Here is an 18633-nt window from a genome sequence, read left to right as displayed (position 1 = left end):
TTTAGAAAACAATTCAGCTATTAATACGTAAGCTTAGTTTAGAATTCACATCATTTTGGACGCTTTATAAAGCATGTTGCATTACCGCTGGCAAATAATTTACCATCTTTGTCGCGAATATAACCTTCGGCTATGCCTAATGAGCGAGAAATATGGGTTACTTTTGCCTCCGCAAAAAGCGTTTGGTTGATCGGGATTGGTCTCATCATTTTTACTGCTAGATCAATAGTGCCATAAGAAACATTGGCCTCTAAAGCACTGTGTACTGCACAACCTGTTACTGAATCAAGCACTGTCGCTGCAAAGCCTCCATGCACTCCGCCCATTGGGTTACAATGCCTATCTGTAGCTTTGCATTCAATAAGTGCTTTGCCTCTTTCAATGACAAGTTCATGCATACCCATTGTTTCGAAAATACTAGGTTGCGGTATGTCTCCGCGCACTATCGCTTCCAGTTGTTCTAAGCCGGTTAATTCGGACACATTCATTTTTTACCTCTGTTTTGATTTATACACGCTCTATACTTTTTATATTATTGTTTATGCAACCATTTGTTCCGAAATTAATTCACTAAACCAGTCAAGACTCCCCTGCCAAAGTGGAATAGCATTCTTACGGAAGTATCCCATGTGCCCAATTCCACCCGGTATCATTGTTGCTGGAATATCGAGCTTAGAAAGCGGAGCGTTTTTATAATACTGAACAAATGCATCTCTCGATGCCGGCATAGCCCAACGGTCATCCATGGCATTTGCAGTAACCATCGGTGTGCGAACAGATTCATATAATTTATCAATGCCATCCATCTTAGGATCGTCAAAAAAGTATCTAGGATAACGACACCAGCGGCGCCATTGATAAAAAACATCTTTAGGTAAATCTTCTCCCATCCCCAACGCGCTCCACGCACAATAGCCTTTCCACCTTGTTATCATAGGTAGAATAGTGTTCCACATAAACAACACCTTAATTTGTTCTGGCCATGGCATATAACCATGCCAACCTGCACCTGTCCCATATACGTAAAATCCTGCTACTTTTTGATGATTCGGTAATAAGCCAAATGCGTGTCCGCCATAGGAATGTCCAATCATAAACAAAGGTAATTCCCCTGATTCCATGTACTCAACAGCGGCGGCTAGGTCCTTTCTCCCCCAATCCCTGAGAACCTATAGCCTTTTAACTCAAATTTGTCCGTCGTGTGTAATTGTATCGATTTCATAGCCAACCAAATTATAACGAGTGTCTTAATTAATTTAGCATGCTATCCTATAACAGTTGTTATAACAAGCGGATTTATAAATGAGTAAAAGAGCATCTCAAGGTCGGCAAAAAGTCATCGAAGCGGCAGCTAATATCCTTGCGACTAATGGGTTAAAGGGAGTCAGTATTCGAGAGTTATCTAAATTCGCCAATGCGCCTCTTGGTTCGACCTATCATAATTTTCCAAATGGTAAACAGCAGATCGTATTAGAAACCCTAGAATGGGCTGGCGAAAGAGCCGCATTACGGTTAAAAGAATGTTTAGAAAAGGATAAGAAAAACGGGCTACAATTATTTTTAGTCCAATGGCGCGAAAAATTGGTTAAGAGTAATTTTGAAAAGGGTTGTCCTATTGTTGCTGCCGCTGTTGAAGCCTCTCAAGAAGATAATTATCACCAAATCCGAAACGCTATTGCTAAAATATTTAATGACTGGCGCATACCCATTAGCGACTATTTAATTACGCTGGGGCACTCTAAATCTTCAGCTAATTCAACTGCTATTACTTTGCTAGCTTGTTTAGAAGGTGCCGTGATCTTATGTCGTGGATATAAAGATATTGATCCATTTGATGCAATTATAGACTCACTTCCAAAGTTAATCTTAGTAAATTAGAGTCTACTTAAAAATCACTTATGGGAAATATAATTTTCCAAACCTAGATGATATTTTCTACGTACACAACGTCTAGATTTAACTAAATAGAAAGTCCATTTTAAAATGGCTTTAGCAAGATTCGGAAGGATATGGATTCGACTTACACAGCATATAACAAAGTACTTTCCACCTTATTTACAGGTTTTGCATTATGCCTGATACCAATTGAACGAGCCAAAAGTTCTGAGTTTGAACAACAGGCTGAGTTCGAATTGAGACTAGATGATAACTCAAATCAATCAGCGGAATTTGAATATAGAGTGCGCTATAACCCTAAAATAAGGTTTAACGACACTTGGAGTCTCAATAGCTTTATTGTCACTGGTAATGAATATGGTTCAAGCCACAACACATTAGATGATGGGGAGTCAGATTATCTATACATGCGCAGATTATATCTTCGTCATCAAGGGGACTATGGTAAAACTGAGTTAGGGGTAATTCCAACTTACAAAGGAAGAGTATCATCTTCTGGGTTATCCAAAGACGGTTGGATTAAAGGTGTAAGGCACGTGCGCAAACTAGGTAATGATAATTTAGAAATTGTGCTAGGTGAACTTTCTACTCTGGACGCTTCTAAAGCTCTGCAGACGCCAGAAACCTTGAATTACATTGAAATTGAATATTCCGCTCGAATTGATCAACAATGGAGTTACGAAATTAGTGCTGAGCGGATGACAGGTGGTAACTTCGTTAGAACCGAAATGCGCTATAAGACCTCAGAATTAACTACCCTATTCGCGGAATTTATCGCGCGCCTTTATGAAACTAAATACAAAACTGTATGGGGACTCGAAAGTGAGTTTGCCCTAGCTAATTATCCAATCGAGTATTTTGTTCATTACGCTTTTGTTGATGATGATTTTGGTTTACGTGCAGAATTGACGGAAGATTTTTTAGGTACTGGCCATGGTATAGCCGGAGAACTGGGTGGAAGTATTAATGATTCTGGCTTAGCATGGTTTGCAGGCTTTGAAGCAGTAGAAAACAATTCACGTTTTCAAATAGGCATTAACTGGGAACTCTAAATAAATCATAAGACATAAAAAAAGCAGGGAACTCCCTGCTTTTCTTAATATTGTGACAACAACTATCAGCAATTAAGCTTCAGCAATAATTACTAGTTTGATAGTCGCCATAACGTCTGCGTGTACTTGAATATCAACTTCATATTCGCCAGTTTCACGCAAAGTACCAGTAGGTAATTTCACTTCAGCTTTAGTTACTTCGACACCAGCAGCAGTTACTGCATCAGCGATGTCACGAGTACCAACTGAACCAAATAATTTACCTTCATCGCCTGCTGGAGCAGCGATAGTCACTGCTTCTAAAGCGTTAAGTTTTTCTGCACGAGCTTCAGCTTCTGCTAATTGACCAGCAATTTTAGCTTCTAACTCTGCACGACGCTGTTCAAATTTTTCAACATTGTCTTTTGTTGCAGGAACTGCTTTGCCTTGCGGGAACAAAAAGTTACGCGCATAGCCAGATCTTACAGTTACCTGATCACCTAGACCGCCTAAGTTGGCGATTTTATCTAGTAGAATGATTTCCATCTTTGCTACCTCTTAATTGCCAAACTTACTTGTGTGAATCTGTGTACGGTAACAACGCAAGGAAGCGAGCACGCTTAATTGCAGTTGAAAGCTGACGCTGATATTTTGCACTTGTGCCAGTGATACGGCTAGGTACAATTTTACCACTTTCAGTGATGTAGTTTCTTAACAAAGAGATGTCTTTATAATCGATCTCTTGCACACCTTCTGCTGAAAAACGGCAGAACTTACGACGTCTAAAATAGCGAGCCATTATTCTTCTCCCTCTTCTTCTACAGATTCTACTCTAGGTGCAGAACGCTCTTTGCGCTCTTCACGACGTTCTTCTTTCGCCATAGGAGACGCTTCAGTCATAGCAGACTTAGTGCGCATAACTAGGTTACGTAAGATAACATCGTTGTAGCGGAAAGCAGTTTCTAATTCTTCAACAGCTTCAGCAGTTGCTTCAGCATTGATAAGAACATAGTGTGCTTTGTGAAGTTTTTCGATTGGATAAGCCAACTGACGACGACCCCAATCTTCAAGACGATGAATAGAACCGCCGTCTTGCTCTAAGATACCACGGTATTTTTCAATCATACCAGGTACTTGTTCACTCTGATCTGGGTGAACCATGAATACAATTTCGTAATGACGCATTTCTGCTCCCTACGGTTAAAGCCTCGGGACAGCGCAGCAATCTGTCATAAAGGCAAGGAACGTTATAATAGCTGCGAGGCGCGCGAGTATACAGAAATCGATAATGAGGCTCAAGGAAAAATTGCGATAAAATTAAAAATCAGTAATACTTTAGCACTAAATCTAGGACAATTGAGCGAATAAAGTATTTTATGACCCAAAGTCGCATAGAAAATCTCATTGAAAGCCTCTCGTTAAAACCCCATCCTGAAGGTGGTTACTATAATGAAGAGTATCGTTCAAATTTATCCTTAACCTCTCCTACCGCCAACGAGCAACGTGTAGCCATGAGCCACATTTATTATTTGATGCCCCAAGGTCAAATTAGTCGCTGGCACAAGGTATTGCACGATGAAATTTGGAATGTCTACGAAGGCGACCCACTGCGTATATTGACCTTTGACGGATTAGAAGTGGAAGAAACCTTTATCGGACACATTGGCCGCGAAGTACAAAATAATTATTATAAAGTGGTCCCACGAGGATATTATCAAGCGGCAGAAACAACAGGATTATATACATTATTGGGATGTACAGTTGCTCCTGGCTTCACCTTCGACGATTTCTTTTTTTTAGAGGACCCTAAGTTGAAGGCTGTGTTGCAGAGTAAAGAAGGCGATTACACAAAATTTATATAATAGTTTAATTGCATGGTATAAGGTTTGTTGGTTACATTACTGCTATAAATTACAAAACTCTTCCAAAATATAAGGGATTAAAATGAGCGAAATTGAACTTCAATCCGGTAACGATACTTCATCAATGGCCAAGTTAGTTTATATTCTCTACTTAGCCGGGCTGATAGTAGGTGTAACTGGGATAATAGGTGTAGTAATTGCCTATATCAATAAAGGGGAAAGCGAGGAGTGGCTAGAAAGTCATTACCAGTTTCAAATAAGAACATTTTGGATTGGATTCTTGTTTTTATTCGTTGGTTCGCTTTTAGCAATAATTCTAATTGGGTATCTTGTACTACTTTTCTGGCTGATTTGGTTAATCATCAGATGCGTTAAAGGATTCCAATTGATTGATAAAAAACTACCACATCCAGACCCAACTACTTGGATGTTTTAACAATTATTCAAAGGAAGCTTCAAGCTTCCTTTTTTATGCCGCTCGTTTAGGTAATTTCTTATCAATTTGCTGAACATTAGATTGGAAATGCTCGGTGTAATGCATTAGCGAAAATTCACCTTGATGATTTTCCAATAAAGCAGTGCAGTTTTCGACCCAATCACCGTCATTTAAATAATGAATTCCATTAATCTGGTCTGATTCAGGATGATGAATATGCCCACAAATAACGCCGTGTAGCTTTTTTCTTTTAGCATGTTCTGCCGCGGCTTTTTTGTATTGAGTAATTGCCGCGCCTGCACCTCTAATGCGAGACTTTATATATCCTGCTAACGACCAGTAATTTTGTCCCGTCTTTTGCTTATACAGGTGGTACCAACGATTAAGTGCCAATAATAAGCTATACCCCTTATCGCCAATCCAAGCTTCAAACTTGCCTAACTGAACATCGCCGTCACACTGATCACCATGAAATACTAGATATTGTTTATTGTCGGCGCTGGTATGAATCAGTTCGCGGGCTATTTTAATATTCGCAAATTCAAAACCCGAATATTTCTGCAAGGGTTCGTCATGATTACCTGGCAGATAATACACCTTGGTTTTAGTGCGGCTGATTTGAAAAATTTTATGCATGATCTGATTGTGTAATTCAGGCCATCTAAACTGACGCGACATGGCCCACATATCTACTATGTCGCCAACCAAATAGAGATTTTCACATTGAATACGATTAAGAAAGTCTAACAACATCTCAGCTTTACAATCTAAGCTACCAAGATGAAGGTCTGAAATAAAAACTGATTTGCTATATATAGTTTGCATAAAAACGCCAAGTACAGGTGACTTGGCGCTTAATAGTAGGATGCATTAGTGACAATTCAGTGAAAATTAAATGACGTTAGTTTGACAATTTACTGTTCAATTAACTTTTGCAGGTTTTCCAGAACTTTGATACTAGCAGCTTCCATCTGCTTCAGATGATTCAAGCAAGCATGAGCGTCGCCCTTTGCTTTGGCTTCTAAAGCATCAATGCCATGGGTATGTAATTCTTCATGAGGTCTTCGAATTTCAGAAAAAGCGCCTTTATTGCCGAACAAGTTACGTCCCTCTGTCTCATACCACTTGCCTAGTCGACAGCTTGTATGATCACCAAGCTGACTTGCCGACAATGCGCTATTGTCTTTTAATGCTGTATAGACTTTACCTTTCCACACTAGATGATCCAGCTTAACAGTTTGAATAAAGGTATCTAGAGAAGAGCGTTCTATATTGTGCATCATGCTCTTGCATTGATTCGCTATGGTTTGATAATTCTCATCCAACCCATTTATGCCACTGGAAAGTAGCTCGCTATTATTGCGTATGGTATCCACAGAGCCTGTAGCACTTCGAGTAGAGGATATGATATTCGTAACTAACTCTGAGACTTCACTCGCCGACTTATTGGTTTCCGTCGCCAATGAGCGCACTTCATCTGCAACCACGCTGAAGCCTCTACCTGCATCCCCAGCTCTTGCCGCTTCTATTGCCGCGTTCAATGCTAGTAAATTTGTTTGATCACTGATACTGGTAATAGTAGTAACAAAGGAATTGATAGAATCAGCTGTATCACTTAAACCTGTGATGCCTGTGGCCATATCTGTCATGCGTTCATTCATGCTCCCCATAGACTGGGAAATTTCAGTTAGTGAGGCTTTGGACGTACCAAACATAGTATCTAGTTCGGTTACTTTGGCAGTATCTTCTATCGCTACTTGGTAGGCTTGGGCAATAGAATTTCGAATACCGTCAAGTTGATTCAATGATGTCAGCATGCATGTTATTAAGTTATCACTGAAATATTGAGCGTCCTTGTCTATGTTGTTCACCTGCTCTTGAAGAGTACTTTTTTCACTTAACTCTTCAGAAAGCTGCATTTCGAGATCACGAATTTTTTGCTTTAATTTTTGGTTTTCTGATTGCTGTGCCTGTAATTTTCTGGCCATCACGAACATACAAATTAGTCCTTATGTGAAAAATAAATCGTTTTAAATGATTTTAGGTTATCGGCATAAGGTGGATTTTTCGTTAACAAAGTTAATAATTTTTTAAGATGGGCGTTAAATAATAGAATGGACGCTTAATAAAATAATGGCCTAACTCGATATTTAATACCAAAGTAAGCAATTCTGTAATATTCGGATAAATAAACGTTGTAATTTGATAAGAATATACTATTTGTAATAGAGCTGTAGCATTAATTTTTATTTTTGCTATTCAATATTTTACTGCATAAGGTTCATGATAATTTAAGTAGATATGAGACACTTATCAAAGAAAATTCTTCAGCATTTACTTATAATAACCATTAGCTTGTTCTGTCTCGCCGCGGCTTTTTTATTAACGATAAACCTGTGGAACCAAACCACAGTAGAATTTAACGAGAACGTTGAAATAGAAACACAGAGGATTTCTGACGTATTTGAAACCAAATTAAATTATGTTTTTCATGATGCAATCATATTAATTAATCAAGAAAAACTAAATCCTTTGATTGACGATGCGCAGTCTTCTGAAAAATCCCTCTCTTTCCTAAAATATCAATGGACAAATCTATTTGAGACTGTGCCATCCTTGTATCAAATTAGGTTTATTGATGCTCAGGGATTTGAGATTTTTAAACAAGTGAAGCAACAAAATATAGTTCGTTGGATCCCGTCGCAGAATTTACAAAACAAGAAGCACAGGTATTACTTTGCTCTAGCCATGTACGAGCCAGAAAAAGCGCATATTTCTCTGCTCGATTTGAATATCGAAAATAAACAAATTGAAATCCCTTATCGACCTACAATTCGCGCTAGCGCAGCTTATTATAAGAATAACCAAGTCGCTGGTGTGGTTGTCTTAAATTTCGATTTGACCAATACCTTTACTCAGCTAAAACAATTGCAATCAACGACCGCCCATTGGTTAGTCAATTCAAACGGATACTTTCTGATTTCTCCCAATGAAAATGCATGGGGTTGGTTAACTGGACAAGAAGAAGAAAAATTAGATAAGTATTTTCCTGAATTTAGTTATCTCACTAATACTGACCTTCCTGAAGCAGCTGTAGATACACAGTCCAAATATGCGCTGCAGACCATCTCAGTTTCTGTACCTAACAAAATCACTGACCAAATATTATTAGATGAAGACAACTACAAGCTGATTGTAGAAAAACCCGAAAGACTTTACGCAATCCGCGACAATTCTCGCCGTACCATGCTTATAACTTTGACTGTGGTTTGTATAATCATTCTAGCTTCTGCTTTCACACTTTTTCGACTTGTGGATCAATTAAACGTTGAAAAAGAAAACGCGCTTAAAGCTGAAAAACTAAAAACCAAATTTATTGCCAACATGTCCCACGAAATTAGAACCCCCATGAATGGCATATATGGTTTTTTACAACTCAGTAGAAACGAAACAGACGTTGACGTAATTCATCATCATATCGAACATTCTCTGTTAAGTTATGGACTATTAAAATCCATCATCGACGATATCTTAGATTTTGCAAAAATAGAATCAGGCCAATTTCATGTAACTTTTAAGCAATTTGATCTAATGACAATATTGGAAAACATCGCACAAATCATGAAAAGTGTTGGTAGTGAAAAACATTTAGATTTGTGGATAGATGTGTCCCCTGATGTTCCTAAAACTCTAATAGGAGATCCACTACGCATTACTCAAATGCTTTCAAACTTAATTAGCAACGCCTTTAAATTTACTCATGAAGGAGAAATTTTGATTACCGTGCGTTGTCTTGATCAAACGGAACATCATGGAAATTTTGTATTTGCGGTAAAAGATACTGGTATAGGACTCACCGAGGAGCAACAGGCACTTATTTTTGAGCGATTCATTCAAGCAGACGAGAACATTAGCTTCGATTATGGTGGCACTGGTTTAGGACTAAGTATCTGCAAAGAGCTTGCTAGCTTAATGAATGGCAGCATTGAAGTAGAAAGTGAATTTGAAAAAGGGAGTACCTTTTTCTTAAAATTACCCCTAGCTAAAGTTAATGAAGAGGAACAAGAATACTTTGACATTGAAAATGAGGATAGTATTTCTGTTGTTTTATGCTCATCAAATCTACAAGAGCTTCAAATTGTCAGTAATCAATGCCGCATGCTGGGTTGGCAATTATTCTGTAAGTCTTCTTTACAAGACTGCATAAATGCAAACATTAATTTTAATCAATTTCAGGTTCTTTTACTTAGTAATCCAAAACCCTCAGCCCATAAAACTAAGACCCTAGAGACTATTAAAATTAAATATAGCACCTTGCTAATTGGCTGTTTGTATAGCATAAACTCTAACAGTCATGCCGCCGAAATTGCGTCTAGGGCAGATTTTAATCTTGAATATCCTTTTGTTGCTTCAGAGCTTCATCGCAAAGTTTTCGATCTATTGCCCAGTAAATCTTCAAATAATAAACAGGATGATAATCTACATATAAATAAAATTTTAACCGAAAAGACAATTTGGGTAGTTGAAGATAATTTAGTAAATCAAGAGCTTATGCGCGAAATAATCAGTAAAATTGGCGCTAATTTCAAGATTATTGATAACGGAGAAGAATGCCTCCATCAATTAGCAACTTGCTTTACTTTACCTGACTTGATTCTTATGGATTTGCACATGCCGATTATGGATGGATTGACTACCACTAAATATATCCGCGAAACTGAAAATTGGGCTCAAATTCCCATAGTTGCAGTAACCGCCAACGTGACACCTGAAGATATCGAAGATTGTGCAAGCGTGGGAATGCAAGGGTTTCTAGCTAAACCTTTGGAAGAAGATGAGCTACTTAGCATGTGTGAAGTCTTGTTCGATTCTCAAGAGAAAGAAGATTTCATTCACTTTTAAACACCATATTTTGGTTTCACATCTATTTCACAACTAATCAGACACACTGTTGATTCAATATGACCATCTCAATTGGAGAACTTTGATGAAACAGTTAAGAGCAATTTTAGTGTTATTTTCATTTTTTGCTTCGTTATTTGCTTCTTTGCAAACAGACGCCTCAGACCACAAACATATATTAATGGTGTTAAGTAGCCATGGAAAAGAGCAAGGTAAAGTTGCGCCTGGCTATGAGTTTGATGAATTTTCTAAAGCCTACTTAATCTTCAAACAGAATAATATTCAAGTCACAGTGGCTAGCCCAGCAGGCGGCGAAGTAGAAGCAGATAAGTTTGATCCAGAAACAGAATTTAACGCCCAAGTGTTAGCTGATTCAGCAATAATGAAACAGCTTGAAAATACTCTGGCAACTGCACAAGTAGACGCTGAAGCTTATGACGGTGTATTTATTGTAGGTGGTAAAGGTGCAATGTTTGACTTACCTAAAGATCAAGCTTTACAGCGTTTAATTGCACAAATATACACTAGTCAGGGAACTGTGGCTGCCGTTTGTCATGGCCCAGCGGCGTTAGTCGATGTACAACTGCCTAATGGAAAATTTTTGGTCGATGGCAAGGCAGTAAATGGTTTTACTAATCAAGAAGAAAAGTTATTCGGCAAAAAATGGGCTAAAGAGTTTGATTTTTTGTTAGAAAATAAACTGATCGAACGTGGCGGTAAGTTTGAATCGAGTCCCATAATGTTGAATCATGTGGTAACAGATCAGCGTTTGATCACTGGTCAAAACCCGACTTCCACAGTTGCAGTGGCAGTGGAATTGTTAAAATCAATGGGGGTAACACCTAATGAAGTCCCTCAGTATAAAGATGATATTACCCTCGACCTAGTCGCCGAAATTCTAAATGGAGATCAAGAGGCGAAAGCATTGCTGGCAAGCAAGCCAGAGCTGTATCACATTGAATTAGTTGCCATGTACGGTTACTACTACTTAATGTTGGCCGAACAAGAAAACGAATTGGAAAATGCCCTAACCCTTATGCAACTGGGACAAAAAGCGGTGAAAAATCCACAATTAGATATACAAATTGCTACCGTTCAGCATAAGCTAGGCAAAAAAGCAGAAGCCAGCAAAACGCTAAATCAAATTATTAGTGAACATCCGGATTTTGAGCCTGCTAAGGAAATGTTGAAAACACTTTAACCTAATGACTGAATTAAACTCATTACATATTTTGCTTGTTGAAGACCAAATCGACATTGCTAAGAATATTGCCCAGTTTTTAGAACAAAAAGGTCATATTTTAGACTTTGCACACAAGGGTGTGCAAGGTCTTAAATTAGCGCTCGATAACTACTATGACGTTGTTATTCTCGATTTAAATTTACCCACCATGGACGGACTTGAAGTTTGTCGGCACCTAAGAGAAGAATCAACAAGACAGATCCCTATTTTAATGTTGACCGCGAGGGACAGCATTGAAGATAAAGTATCTGGGTTTTCCCATGGCGCAGATGACTATTTAACTAAACCATTTTCACTTCAGGAACTTGAAGTTAGGTGCCTAGCCCTCGCTCGTCGACACCTATTGCAAACTCATGATGCTATACGTCTTGGGCCACTTAAAATCGATAGAAAGCGCAGAACTGTAACGCGAAACGAACTGCCCATCGAGTTAAATACCATGGGGTATAAAATACTCTCCATTTTGGTTGAAGCTCACCCTCAGGTAGTAAGTCGCTCCCAATTGAGCCAAAGGCTTTGGGGAGACGAGCCAACAGAATCAGATGCCTTGCGCTCTCACATCTATAATTTGCGCAATGCGTTGGATAAACCTTTTGACTATCCCCTTATAAAAACAGTGTTTGGGGTGGGATTTTCTCTGGCAATTGCTGATGAAAACTGATTCCCAAACGTCTAGTGTTCGTAAATTCCATAGTCTTAGCAAAAGGCTGATTATACTGTTTTGTATTTTTGCCATTCTACTTTCCGCAATTTTTGGCGCCATTTCATTTATGTTGATGTACAACATTGAAGACACCTTTATCGAACGCAAAGTTAAACAAGAAGCCGAATATTTGATATCTGATTATGAAAAAACAGGCAAATGGCCAGCACCGCGTGAAACAAATATGCAATTGCATTTTTCTCGCCATAACTTTCCATCTGACTTTCGGGAGCTCGCAATTAAAGAGCCGATGCGAAAAGAATTTTTCGGGCAAGATGGCCGACACTACCATGTGTATCAATTTCCCGAATATCCCAATACGTTTTTAGTTGCAGAAGTAAGTAACGAACTTATTGTGCGGCATATTCGAGATGGTGTATTAGAGTTCCTTTTAGTCAGTAGCTTGATAGTTACACTCTTAGCCTGCTTAATTGCTTGGTGGATTGCCAGAAAGACAACTAAGCCTTTGGATCGTTTGGCTACTTTCGTCGAAACCGTATCGCCGGAAAACATGAAGAAACGCTTTGCCAATGAATATCCCCGTAATGAAGTAGGTATTCTCGCTCAAAAGTTAGAAGACACCTTATTACGCATACAGAAAGTGTTAGAACGAGAAAAAGCCTTTACCCGTGACGCTAGCCATGAATTAAGAACACCTTTGGCGGTGATAAAAAACACCGTTGAATTGGCTCAAAACCAAAAAGGTTCTGCTGATACTGAATTGTTAGCTCGCATCTATAAGGGTGCTGAGCAAATGGAACAAACCGTAAAAACCTTATTGATATTAGCGCGAAATGAGTCCGAGTTTAACAATTCACAACCCATAGACTTAATGCCCATAATCGAACAATCAATAATTGATAATCACCTTCTGCTTGAAAACAAAGCTGTTGAAATTGATATAGATGAAAGTTGCTGTAAAAAAATCCAAGGCCAAAAAGACATCCTAAAGCTCATATTGGATAACCTGCTCAGCAATGCTTTTAAATACACGGACAAAGGTGAAGTCTGTATCTATTTTGAAAATGATCACTTGCATATAAAAGACAGCGGCACAGGCATAGATAACAGCATTAGTAATGACATCACCCAAGTCGGTGTAAAAAGCGAGCAAAGCACAGGATTTGGCTTTGGGTTAGCCATTGTAAAACGCTTATGCGAGCATCAGGGTTGGCAATTGCAGATTGAAAACTCAGCTTCTCAACAAGGCACTGTTGTTAGTGTCCGGTTTTCTTCTTTAAAAAAAAACGCTTATGTGAGCATCAGGGTTGGCAGTTGAAAATAGAAAATTCAGCTTCTCAACAAGGCACTGTTGTTAGTATCTGGTTTTCTTCTTAAAAAAAAACCGCTCAAATGAGCAGGGCTTCTGGGAATAAATGGTGCCTCGACCCGGGATCGCGACTCACGGTTACCGGCAGGGACACACGGATTTTCATTAGGACGCTTACTCATAAAAATGATATAAATCATAAGAAATTGAAATGAAAAATCGCTTTGCAAATCGACACATAACCTTTTCTACTAGCAACATGGCTAAACAGATTGCTAGACATGACATCAATGACACGCTGTACATCTTCAAACAAAATAACAGCGAGCGTTGGTATGCGCGATTTGTACTGTTCAAGACGTGGTACTGCAAATCAACTAAAAAGAAAAACAAAGACGAAGCCATCGCTATGGCACATCGAATCTATCTCGACCCCGAAATCCGAATCAAAACCAATACGCTAGTTCAAAGCAAAAAATTCCGGTATGTAGCGGAAAGAGTAATTGTGAAAAACTTGAACGAGAGCTTGATGTCACCTCTTATGAAAAAGCCAAGGAACGAATCCATAAGACGTTGATTGACATTATAGAGAGCAAGGAAGGGAACAAAAATACCGAAAAGAAATTTCGTCATGACAACTCCCTAGCTCTCCGCAAATATCACATCCCCTACTTTGACAGAACATACGTTACATCAATAGACCAAGATGCCATTAAAAAATTTGATGAGTTGCGTATTAAGGAATTTGGCAGAAAACCGGCTTCATCAACGTTAAAGACTCACAGTGCTGCGCTTAACTTAGTGTTTAAAGAAGCTATTGAACACAAGTGGATGATTCCGATACAAGTGCTAGTATTGTCGTCGAAAGGTCAATCTGGAACACGTCGAGCCGCTTTTTCAGAAGAACAGTATAACGATGTAATTGATGGTATTTACGAAAGTGAACGTAACGCTCACACCGAGAAAACAAGGCAAATTAGAGAGCTGCTTTATGATTACGGTGAGATTGCAGTGAATACCGGCATCCGTCCAGGCACAGAGATGGAAATGTAGTGGCATAGTGATTTTGGCCACCTAACAATAGATGGTATGCTGTATAGCATATTAGTTTTCAAACATTTGTGAAGAATTGAAACCTTAGATAATAACCAACCTTGTGCAACAGAGTTGTAACACTCAGCGCACGCCAAGTATTTTAAGAATAATAGTTTATTGATCTCGTTAATGTTGATTAACGTCACTTATTCAAATGTTCTCAGGAAGATCGATACTCTCTATTAGGTAGGTGCCGTGAGAAAAGATAACCAATTGAGCGATTGGTCAGATGCGGAAAATTTCGATAATGTCTACCAGCGAACTTTAAAAGCAATAATTTGGCTAAAGCTAACTTTTTAATGCCAACACCAGAGGCACAGCATTATTGCGACTCTGGTGACTGGACTTGTTATGCTAACAGCGTTCCGTACTATGTACTGCTCTGTGACCGCTATTATAGCTACATCTCAAAACACATCGCGTTCAGGCTTGTATGCCATCCGAAAATCTCCACATTGTTTCTATTGTATTTTCTTTTGATGAATCTTTTTCTACAGAAAGGACTGAAACACGGGATTCAACATCTGTATTCTCCATGATTATTTCATCCTGAGAAATATCGAAATGTCGGTGCAACAATTTAATGCCAAAGCGATTAATATAACCATGCTTTAGCAAAACCTCCCTAAGTTCAGTTAAAACTGAATAGTCCTTTTCATTTAAAGGTTCAACATCATCAATGTCCTTTAATGAAGACCACTGTACTGCTTCCAATTTAATAGTACTCATAACGTCATCCTTAATTATGTTAAGGCTCTATTATTTCTACGCAAACGTGGAGCCTTGAGCACATAAGCATAGGCACTACATGCCAGCCTCCGAATTTTCCTAGGTTAGCTGAAACATTAGGATTAATCATTTGGAGGTTAGTATCAATAAACATAGCATGGTTTTTATCGAATTGGATACACAACAAATTCCGTAAAGTGCCTAGGAAACTAAGCAATCAAAGCATACAACAAGGCCGACAATTAGTCGTTTTGTTATATCAAAACAACTTATACTAAGGAAGCTGCGAATAAATACCACAATCCAGCACTGAATTGATCCGTTGCACGGGCAGTCTGATTTTTGAAAGCTAAATTTCCAGTTTAGGTCGAAATACCATCGTTTTATGCCGGATTTAGCCCCTAATCTGGTGCATTCCCGGATTTCAGACAGATCTTTGCTACCGTAGTAACATCTGGTCTACTTTAAACAGGTTCGCCAAGATGAATAGCATGGCTAACTGTGAGTCATTTTTCATCAATCCCTTATAGCGAACTTTGATAAAACCAAACTGGCATTTGATGATGCGAAACGGGTGTTCCACTTTTGCCCGGATACTGGCTTTTAAATATTCGATGTTGATGGCGGTTTTGTTTTTGCGGGGATGCTTTTTCAGTGCCCGGACTTTACCGGGGCGTTCGGCAATCAGCCATTCCACGTCTTTGTTTTTCAGCTTTTCTCGTTTTTCTGCCCCCTGATAACTGGCATCACTAGAGGCGAATTCTTCGTTGCCGTGCAACAGGTTGTTTAACTGGTTCAGATCAAGCTTGTTGGCCGCGGTGGTCACCAGCGTATGGGTCAGACCACTCTTGGCATCCACACCAATATGGGCTTTCATGCCGAAGTACCATTCATTGCCTTTTTTGGTCTGGTGCATCTCCGGGTCGCGCTGCTTGTCTTTGTTCTTGGTGGAACTGGGGCTTCAATTATCGTGGCATCTAACAAGGTGCATTGGGTCATTATCACACCACATTCAGACAGCCATTGGTTAACGGTGTTGAATAGCTTGCGAGTGAGTTTGTGTTTTTCTAGCAAGTGCCGGAAGCTCATGATGGTGGTGCGGTCTGGAATAGCGTTGTCCAGTGACAACTGAGCAAACTGGCGCATTGAAGCAATTTCATATAACGCATCTTCCATCGCTTCATCACTAAAGTGACCATTGCTGCATGCAATGAGTGCGGAACATGGTTTCCAGTGGGTAGGAACGGCGGCCACCGCCCGTCTTCGGATAGCACGGCTCAATCACGTCCAGCAGTTGAGACCACAGCAACAGGTTATCCATCAGGGATAAGTATATCTCATTACGGGTCAGACGGCGCTTGTTAGCAAACTCACTATCGGCAAAGGTCAATTGGTGGCCCATAAGTCGGCGGTACTTGCTGGATTACAGTACCCCTATGACCTCATATCAGAGACTTGTTCGCATCTTCCCTAGTAAATTGAATCTTTAATTTAAAAAACTGAACTACCATAAGACGTTCCGAACGGGTCAATGAGCAAATATGCCAATTTCAATGGAAAGCCCAGATCTCAAGGATAGGTGTTAACAATTATTTTTAATGTGGCAAAAATCCAAAAGCTGCTCCATATAAAAATCCAGTTTTAGCATTAGCGGTTGCAGATTCAAACTTATATGTCATATTGGCGCTGGGAGCCTGATTGGCCCAACCATATCCAAACTCGGTAGCCCCCTCAGATAACCCTCCCAGTGCTACGCGAGATAAGACAGATAAGCGGGCTCCGCGATTAAACCATTTGAACATCTTTAAAGTTGCAAATGGAGTAATGATTGAACCAACAAGTTCACCTGTAAATGTCACTGCTTTAAATCGTTCGGGGTCAATCTGTCGTGCATAAGCAAGCTCTTGGTCTTTCATCCATGCACACTGTTTTTCTTCAAGGCACCACAGGTTTGTCCATGGCAAAAATCCGTGAATTGCTTGCTCGAGCTCAGAGATATTGGTATTAAAGTTTTGAGATGCATAGGTATTGAAACGAAACCTAGTACGATAGACGGCATCCACCACAGTCGGAGTTTCGGAATATATACTCAAATCGACTAATGCTTTGATGCCCAGAGAGTCACCGAGAGCTGTTAGTGCTTCGTGCACATCTGCAACAGAGTAGACTAGTCGGTCATTTATTTGATAGAGGATTCCGGTGTTAGGTAACTCCACAAGCTCATCATAGATCGTTTTCCTCGGTAAGTTCGCAATCGATACGCCTAATACGAAAGGTCCTGAAGTGTCCTCTATGTAACCACCTAACTCAAATCTCGGTTGTTGATCCGACCACACTTTAGCTAACTCATATTGAGCAGTAACCAAGTGTGCTAACGTGCGAGCCTCTTCAAGTATTTGGTCCAAGGCTAGTCGATTTAGCACACTGTCTTCATCAACGTAGTACTCGTAGCCAGAGAAGCCAGGGTAGTTGGCGCCGAAAAATAATGAAGACGGATACGCAAGGTCCATTGCTAGTGTAACCGGTAGTTGTTGGTTGCACTCGTTGAGCGCCTCCATAGCTAGCCACCCTCCATCATGTCCAATCATACAAGTAGAAGCTTGCACCGCATTAAAGAAATAAGCGATAAGCGCTTGAACTTGCTCGGAATCATTAAGCCAAGTAGCATGATATCGACGCCAGTTTTCAAAAAACCAGGCCTCTTTTTTTACATCCACAGGCGTCGCGTTAAACAGTGATTGAGGATCCGCATCATAAGCTACTACACGTCTCTTAACGCAATCGCCTGGTTCGATTTCCTGAATCGGCTGTTGATAAAGAGGCCCGATAGTTCTAGTAAGAGCTTTACGATAGAAAGCGGATAGCTCTGGGGATGCGAGAACATCTACTGAATAAACCTTACTTTCGATCGGAGTAACATTACAATATTCGACGAGACGACTTTTTCGGCGCCCGAACGTCAATCCATACCCATTTTCGGCAATATAGTAGTCTTGATCAAAATGTCGTTCAAAGCGCTCGATCCAAGCGACAGGCATCTGAGATGCATTTGTACAGTCATCGAAGTGAATGCCATTAGCATCAAAATCTGTACACAATATACGTCGCGCATTCCATTGAGTAGCAAGTAGCTGAAAACGATCCCAACTGATGGAGCCCATTGAATCGTTACGGAGTTCCCGGAATTTATCGGTTATTGAACTTACGATACGCTCGGAAGCCTCGCCCAGAGTGTGCTCTTCAGCCCATGGTAATGGCAACCAGTTGCGTGAAGTGTAAGGCATGACGAAGTCGATACTCGGTACAATAGGGCGTAGCTCAGACGTAACCCGGTTACTGTAGTCTATGGCCCATTGAGTCCAGTAATGATGGGCAATACCTGCAGCGATTGATATCACATAAATAGGCACCCAGATAACTGGGCGCCATAATCTTGAAAAGTCTTTAGCCAACATAAGTACCCCCT

19 protein-coding genes and 1 pseudogene are annotated in these 18633 nt (G+C 39.8%); 10 read left to right on the top strand and 10 right to left on the bottom strand.

What is annotated here, in order from left to right:
- Positions 1–50: 50 nt before the first annotated feature.
- On the bottom strand, positions 51–488 hold the full coding sequence (locus ACNKW3_RS09485; RefSeq protein WP_427399051.1) for a PaaI family thioesterase: 438 nt from the start codon (positions 486–488) through the stop codon (positions 51–53).
- Positions 489–539: 51 nt separating this feature from the next.
- The gene (locus tag ACNKW3_RS09480) at positions 540–1094 is read right to left on the bottom strand and encodes an alpha/beta hydrolase family protein (protein WP_427399050.1); all 555 of its coding nucleotides are present in this window, start codon (positions 1092–1094) and stop codon (positions 540–542) included.
- A gap of 208 nt (positions 1095–1302) precedes the next feature.
- On the opposite strand from ACNKW3_RS09480, the gene ACNKW3_RS09475 reads away from it, so the two are divergent.
- A complete protein-coding gene (locus ACNKW3_RS09475) occupies positions 1303–1878 on the top strand; it encodes a TetR/AcrR family transcriptional regulator (protein ID WP_427399049.1) in 576 nt (191 codons plus the stop codon).
- 131 nt (positions 1879–2009) lie between these two features.
- Entirely contained in the window at positions 2010–2948 is a 939-nt protein-coding gene (locus ACNKW3_RS09470; protein WP_427399048.1) for a hypothetical protein, read from the top strand.
- A gap of 72 nt (positions 2949–3020) precedes the next feature.
- Here ACNKW3_RS09470 and rplI read toward each other — a convergent pair whose 3' ends face one another.
- From rplI to rpsF, 3 genes are read right to left on the bottom strand one after another with little or no spacing between them, the layout of a single operon-like run.
- Positions 3021–3473, bottom strand: a complete 453-nt coding sequence (gene rplI / locus ACNKW3_RS09465; protein WP_427399047.1) for a 50S ribosomal protein L9 — start codon at positions 3471–3473, stop codon at positions 3021–3023.
- 25 nt (positions 3474–3498) lie between these two features.
- Complete coding sequence (gene rpsR, locus ACNKW3_RS09460) at positions 3499–3726, bottom strand: 30S ribosomal protein S18 (protein ID WP_427399046.1); 228 nt, start codon at positions 3724–3726, stop codon at positions 3499–3501.
- Positions 3726–4112 (bottom strand): 30S ribosomal protein S6, encoded by a 387-nt coding sequence (rpsF, locus tag ACNKW3_RS09455; protein ID WP_427399045.1) that lies wholly within the window; start codon positions 4110–4112, stop codon positions 3726–3728. Before rpsF ends, rpsR begins: the two co-directional genes overlap by 1 nt.
- Positions 4113–4303: 191 nt before the next feature.
- On the opposite strand from rpsF, the gene ACNKW3_RS09450 reads away from it, so the two are divergent.
- Positions 4304–4789 (top strand): cupin domain-containing protein, encoded by a 486-nt coding sequence (locus ACNKW3_RS09450; protein WP_427399044.1) that lies wholly within the window; start codon positions 4304–4306, stop codon positions 4787–4789.
- Between the two features lie 82 nt (positions 4790–4871).
- Positions 4872–5225, top strand: a complete 354-nt coding sequence (locus tag ACNKW3_RS09445) for a DUF4870 family protein (RefSeq protein WP_427399043.1) — start codon at positions 4872–4874, stop codon at positions 5223–5225.
- Between the two features lie 33 nt (positions 5226–5258).
- On the opposite strand, the gene ACNKW3_RS09440 is transcribed toward ACNKW3_RS09445, so the two are convergent.
- Positions 5259–6050 carry a UDP-2,3-diacylglucosamine diphosphatase gene (locus ACNKW3_RS09440; protein ID WP_427399042.1) on the bottom strand — a complete coding sequence of 264 codons (792 nt, stop codon included), beginning with the start codon at positions 6048–6050 and terminating at the stop codon, positions 5259–5261.
- Between the two features lie 89 nt (positions 6051–6139).
- Positions 6140–7213 carry a methyl-accepting chemotaxis protein gene (locus ACNKW3_RS09435; protein ID WP_427399158.1) on the bottom strand — a complete coding sequence of 358 codons (1074 nt, stop codon included), beginning with the start codon at positions 7211–7213 and terminating at the stop codon, positions 6140–6142.
- 313 nt (positions 7214–7526) lie between these two features.
- Here ACNKW3_RS09435 and ACNKW3_RS09430 point away from each other — a divergent pair, with 313 nt between their 5' ends.
- The 6 genes from ACNKW3_RS09430 (at position 7527) to ACNKW3_RS09405 (ending at position 14396) form a co-directional block, all read left to right on the top strand.
- Positions 7527–10127, top strand: coding sequence for an ATP-binding protein (locus tag ACNKW3_RS09430; RefSeq protein ID WP_427399041.1), 2601 nt, complete (start codon positions 7527–7529; stop codon positions 10125–10127).
- An 85-nt stretch (positions 10128–10212) separates the two neighbouring features.
- Complete coding sequence (locus ACNKW3_RS09425; RefSeq protein WP_427399040.1) at positions 10213–11328, top strand: type 1 glutamine amidotransferase domain-containing protein; 1116 nt, start codon at positions 10213–10215, stop codon at positions 11326–11328.
- Positions 11329–11332: 4 nt separating this feature from the next.
- The gene (locus ACNKW3_RS09420) at positions 11333–12031 is read left to right on the top strand and encodes a response regulator transcription factor (RefSeq protein WP_427399039.1); all 699 of its coding nucleotides are present in this window, start codon (positions 11333–11335) and stop codon (positions 12029–12031) included.
- Positions 12021–13352: a sensor histidine kinase gene (locus ACNKW3_RS09415; RefSeq protein ID WP_427399038.1), complete on the top strand. Its 1332-nt coding sequence runs from the start codon at positions 12021–12023 to the stop codon at positions 13350–13352. The genes ACNKW3_RS09420 and ACNKW3_RS09415 overlap by 11 nt, the downstream gene beginning before the upstream one ends.
- Positions 13353–13554: 202 nt before the next feature.
- Positions 13555–13920 carry a hypothetical protein gene (locus tag ACNKW3_RS09410; protein ID WP_427399037.1) on the top strand — a complete coding sequence of 122 codons (366 nt, stop codon included), beginning with the start codon at positions 13555–13557 and terminating at the stop codon, positions 13918–13920.
- Positions 13921–14072: 152 nt separating this feature from the next.
- Complete coding sequence (locus tag ACNKW3_RS09405) at positions 14073–14396, top strand: hypothetical protein (protein ID WP_427399036.1); 324 nt, start codon at positions 14073–14075, stop codon at positions 14394–14396.
- Between the two features lie 465 nt (positions 14397–14861).
- On the opposite strand, the gene ACNKW3_RS09400 is transcribed toward ACNKW3_RS09405, so the two are convergent.
- The 3 genes and pseudogenes from ACNKW3_RS09400 to ACNKW3_RS09390 form a co-directional block, all read right to left on the bottom strand.
- Positions 14862–15167, bottom strand: a complete 306-nt coding sequence (locus ACNKW3_RS09400; protein ID WP_427399035.1) for a hypothetical protein — start codon at positions 15165–15167, stop codon at positions 14862–14864.
- Between the two features lie 439 nt (positions 15168–15606).
- Positions 15607–16569: pseudogene (locus ACNKW3_RS09395) on the bottom strand (IS5 family transposase).
- 193 nt (positions 16570–16762) lie between these two features.
- Entirely contained in the window at positions 16763–18622 is a 1860-nt protein-coding gene (locus ACNKW3_RS09390) for a hypothetical protein (protein ID WP_427399034.1), read from the bottom strand.
- Positions 18623–18633 lie beyond the last annotated feature (11 nt).

Origin of the sequence: Glaciecola sp. 1036 (assembly GCF_050306235.1) — a bacterium.
Taxonomy (GTDB): domain Bacteria; phylum Pseudomonadota; class Gammaproteobacteria; order Enterobacterales; family Alteromonadaceae; genus Glaciecola.
This window is presented reverse-complemented; position numbering and strand designations above follow the sequence as displayed.

Excerpts from the sequence above, each read along its gene's own strand:
- ACNKW3_RS09485 (WP_427399051.1), bottom strand. The coding sequence starts at position 488 with ATGAATGTGTCCGAATTAACCGGCTTAGAACAACTGGAAGCGATAGTG.
- ACNKW3_RS09480 (WP_427399050.1), bottom strand. The coding sequence starts at position 1,094 with ATGATTGGACATTCCTATGGCGGACACGCATTTGGCTTATTACCGAAT.
- ACNKW3_RS09475 (WP_427399049.1), top strand. The coding sequence starts at position 1,303 with ATGAGTAAAAGAGCATCTCAAGGTCGGCAAAAAGTCATCGAAGCGGCA.
- ACNKW3_RS09470 (WP_427399048.1), top strand. The coding sequence starts at position 2,010 with ATGGATTCGACTTACACAGCATATAACAAAGTACTTTCCACCTTATTT.
- rplI (WP_427399047.1), bottom strand. The coding sequence starts at position 3,473 with ATGGAAATCATTCTACTAGATAAAATCGCCAACTTAGGCGGTCTAGGT.
- rpsR (WP_427399046.1), bottom strand. The coding sequence starts at position 3,726 with ATGGCTCGCTATTTTAGACGTCGTAAGTTCTGCCGTTTTTCAGCAGAA.
- rpsF (WP_427399045.1), bottom strand. The coding sequence starts at position 4,112 with ATGCGTCATTACGAAATTGTATTCATGGTTCACCCAGATCAGAGTGAA.
- ACNKW3_RS09450 (WP_427399044.1), top strand. The coding sequence starts at position 4,304 with ATGACCCAAAGTCGCATAGAAAATCTCATTGAAAGCCTCTCGTTAAAA.
- ACNKW3_RS09445 (WP_427399043.1), top strand. The coding sequence starts at position 4,872 with ATGAGCGAAATTGAACTTCAATCCGGTAACGATACTTCATCAATGGCC.
- ACNKW3_RS09440 (WP_427399042.1), bottom strand. The coding sequence starts at position 6,050 with ATGCAAACTATATATAGCAAATCAGTTTTTATTTCAGACCTTCATCTT.
- ACNKW3_RS09435 (WP_427399158.1), bottom strand. The coding sequence starts at position 7,213 with ATGGCCAGAAAATTACAGGCACAGCAATCAGAAAACCAAAAATTAAAG.
- ACNKW3_RS09430 (WP_427399041.1), top strand. The coding sequence starts at position 7,527 with ATGAGACACTTATCAAAGAAAATTCTTCAGCATTTACTTATAATAACC.
- ACNKW3_RS09425 (WP_427399040.1), top strand. The coding sequence starts at position 10,213 with ATGAAACAGTTAAGAGCAATTTTAGTGTTATTTTCATTTTTTGCTTCG.
- ACNKW3_RS09420 (WP_427399039.1), top strand. The coding sequence starts at position 11,333 with ATGACTGAATTAAACTCATTACATATTTTGCTTGTTGAAGACCAAATC.
- ACNKW3_RS09415 (WP_427399038.1), top strand. The coding sequence starts at position 12,021 with ATGAAAACTGATTCCCAAACGTCTAGTGTTCGTAAATTCCATAGTCTT.
- ACNKW3_RS09410 (WP_427399037.1), top strand. The coding sequence starts at position 13,555 with ATGAAAAATCGCTTTGCAAATCGACACATAACCTTTTCTACTAGCAAC.
- ACNKW3_RS09400 (WP_427399035.1), bottom strand. The coding sequence starts at position 15,167 with ATGAGTACTATTAAATTGGAAGCAGTACAGTGGTCTTCATTAAAGGAC.
- ACNKW3_RS09390 (WP_427399034.1), bottom strand. The coding sequence starts at position 18,622 with ATGTTGGCTAAAGACTTTTCAAGATTATGGCGCCCAGTTATCTGGGTG.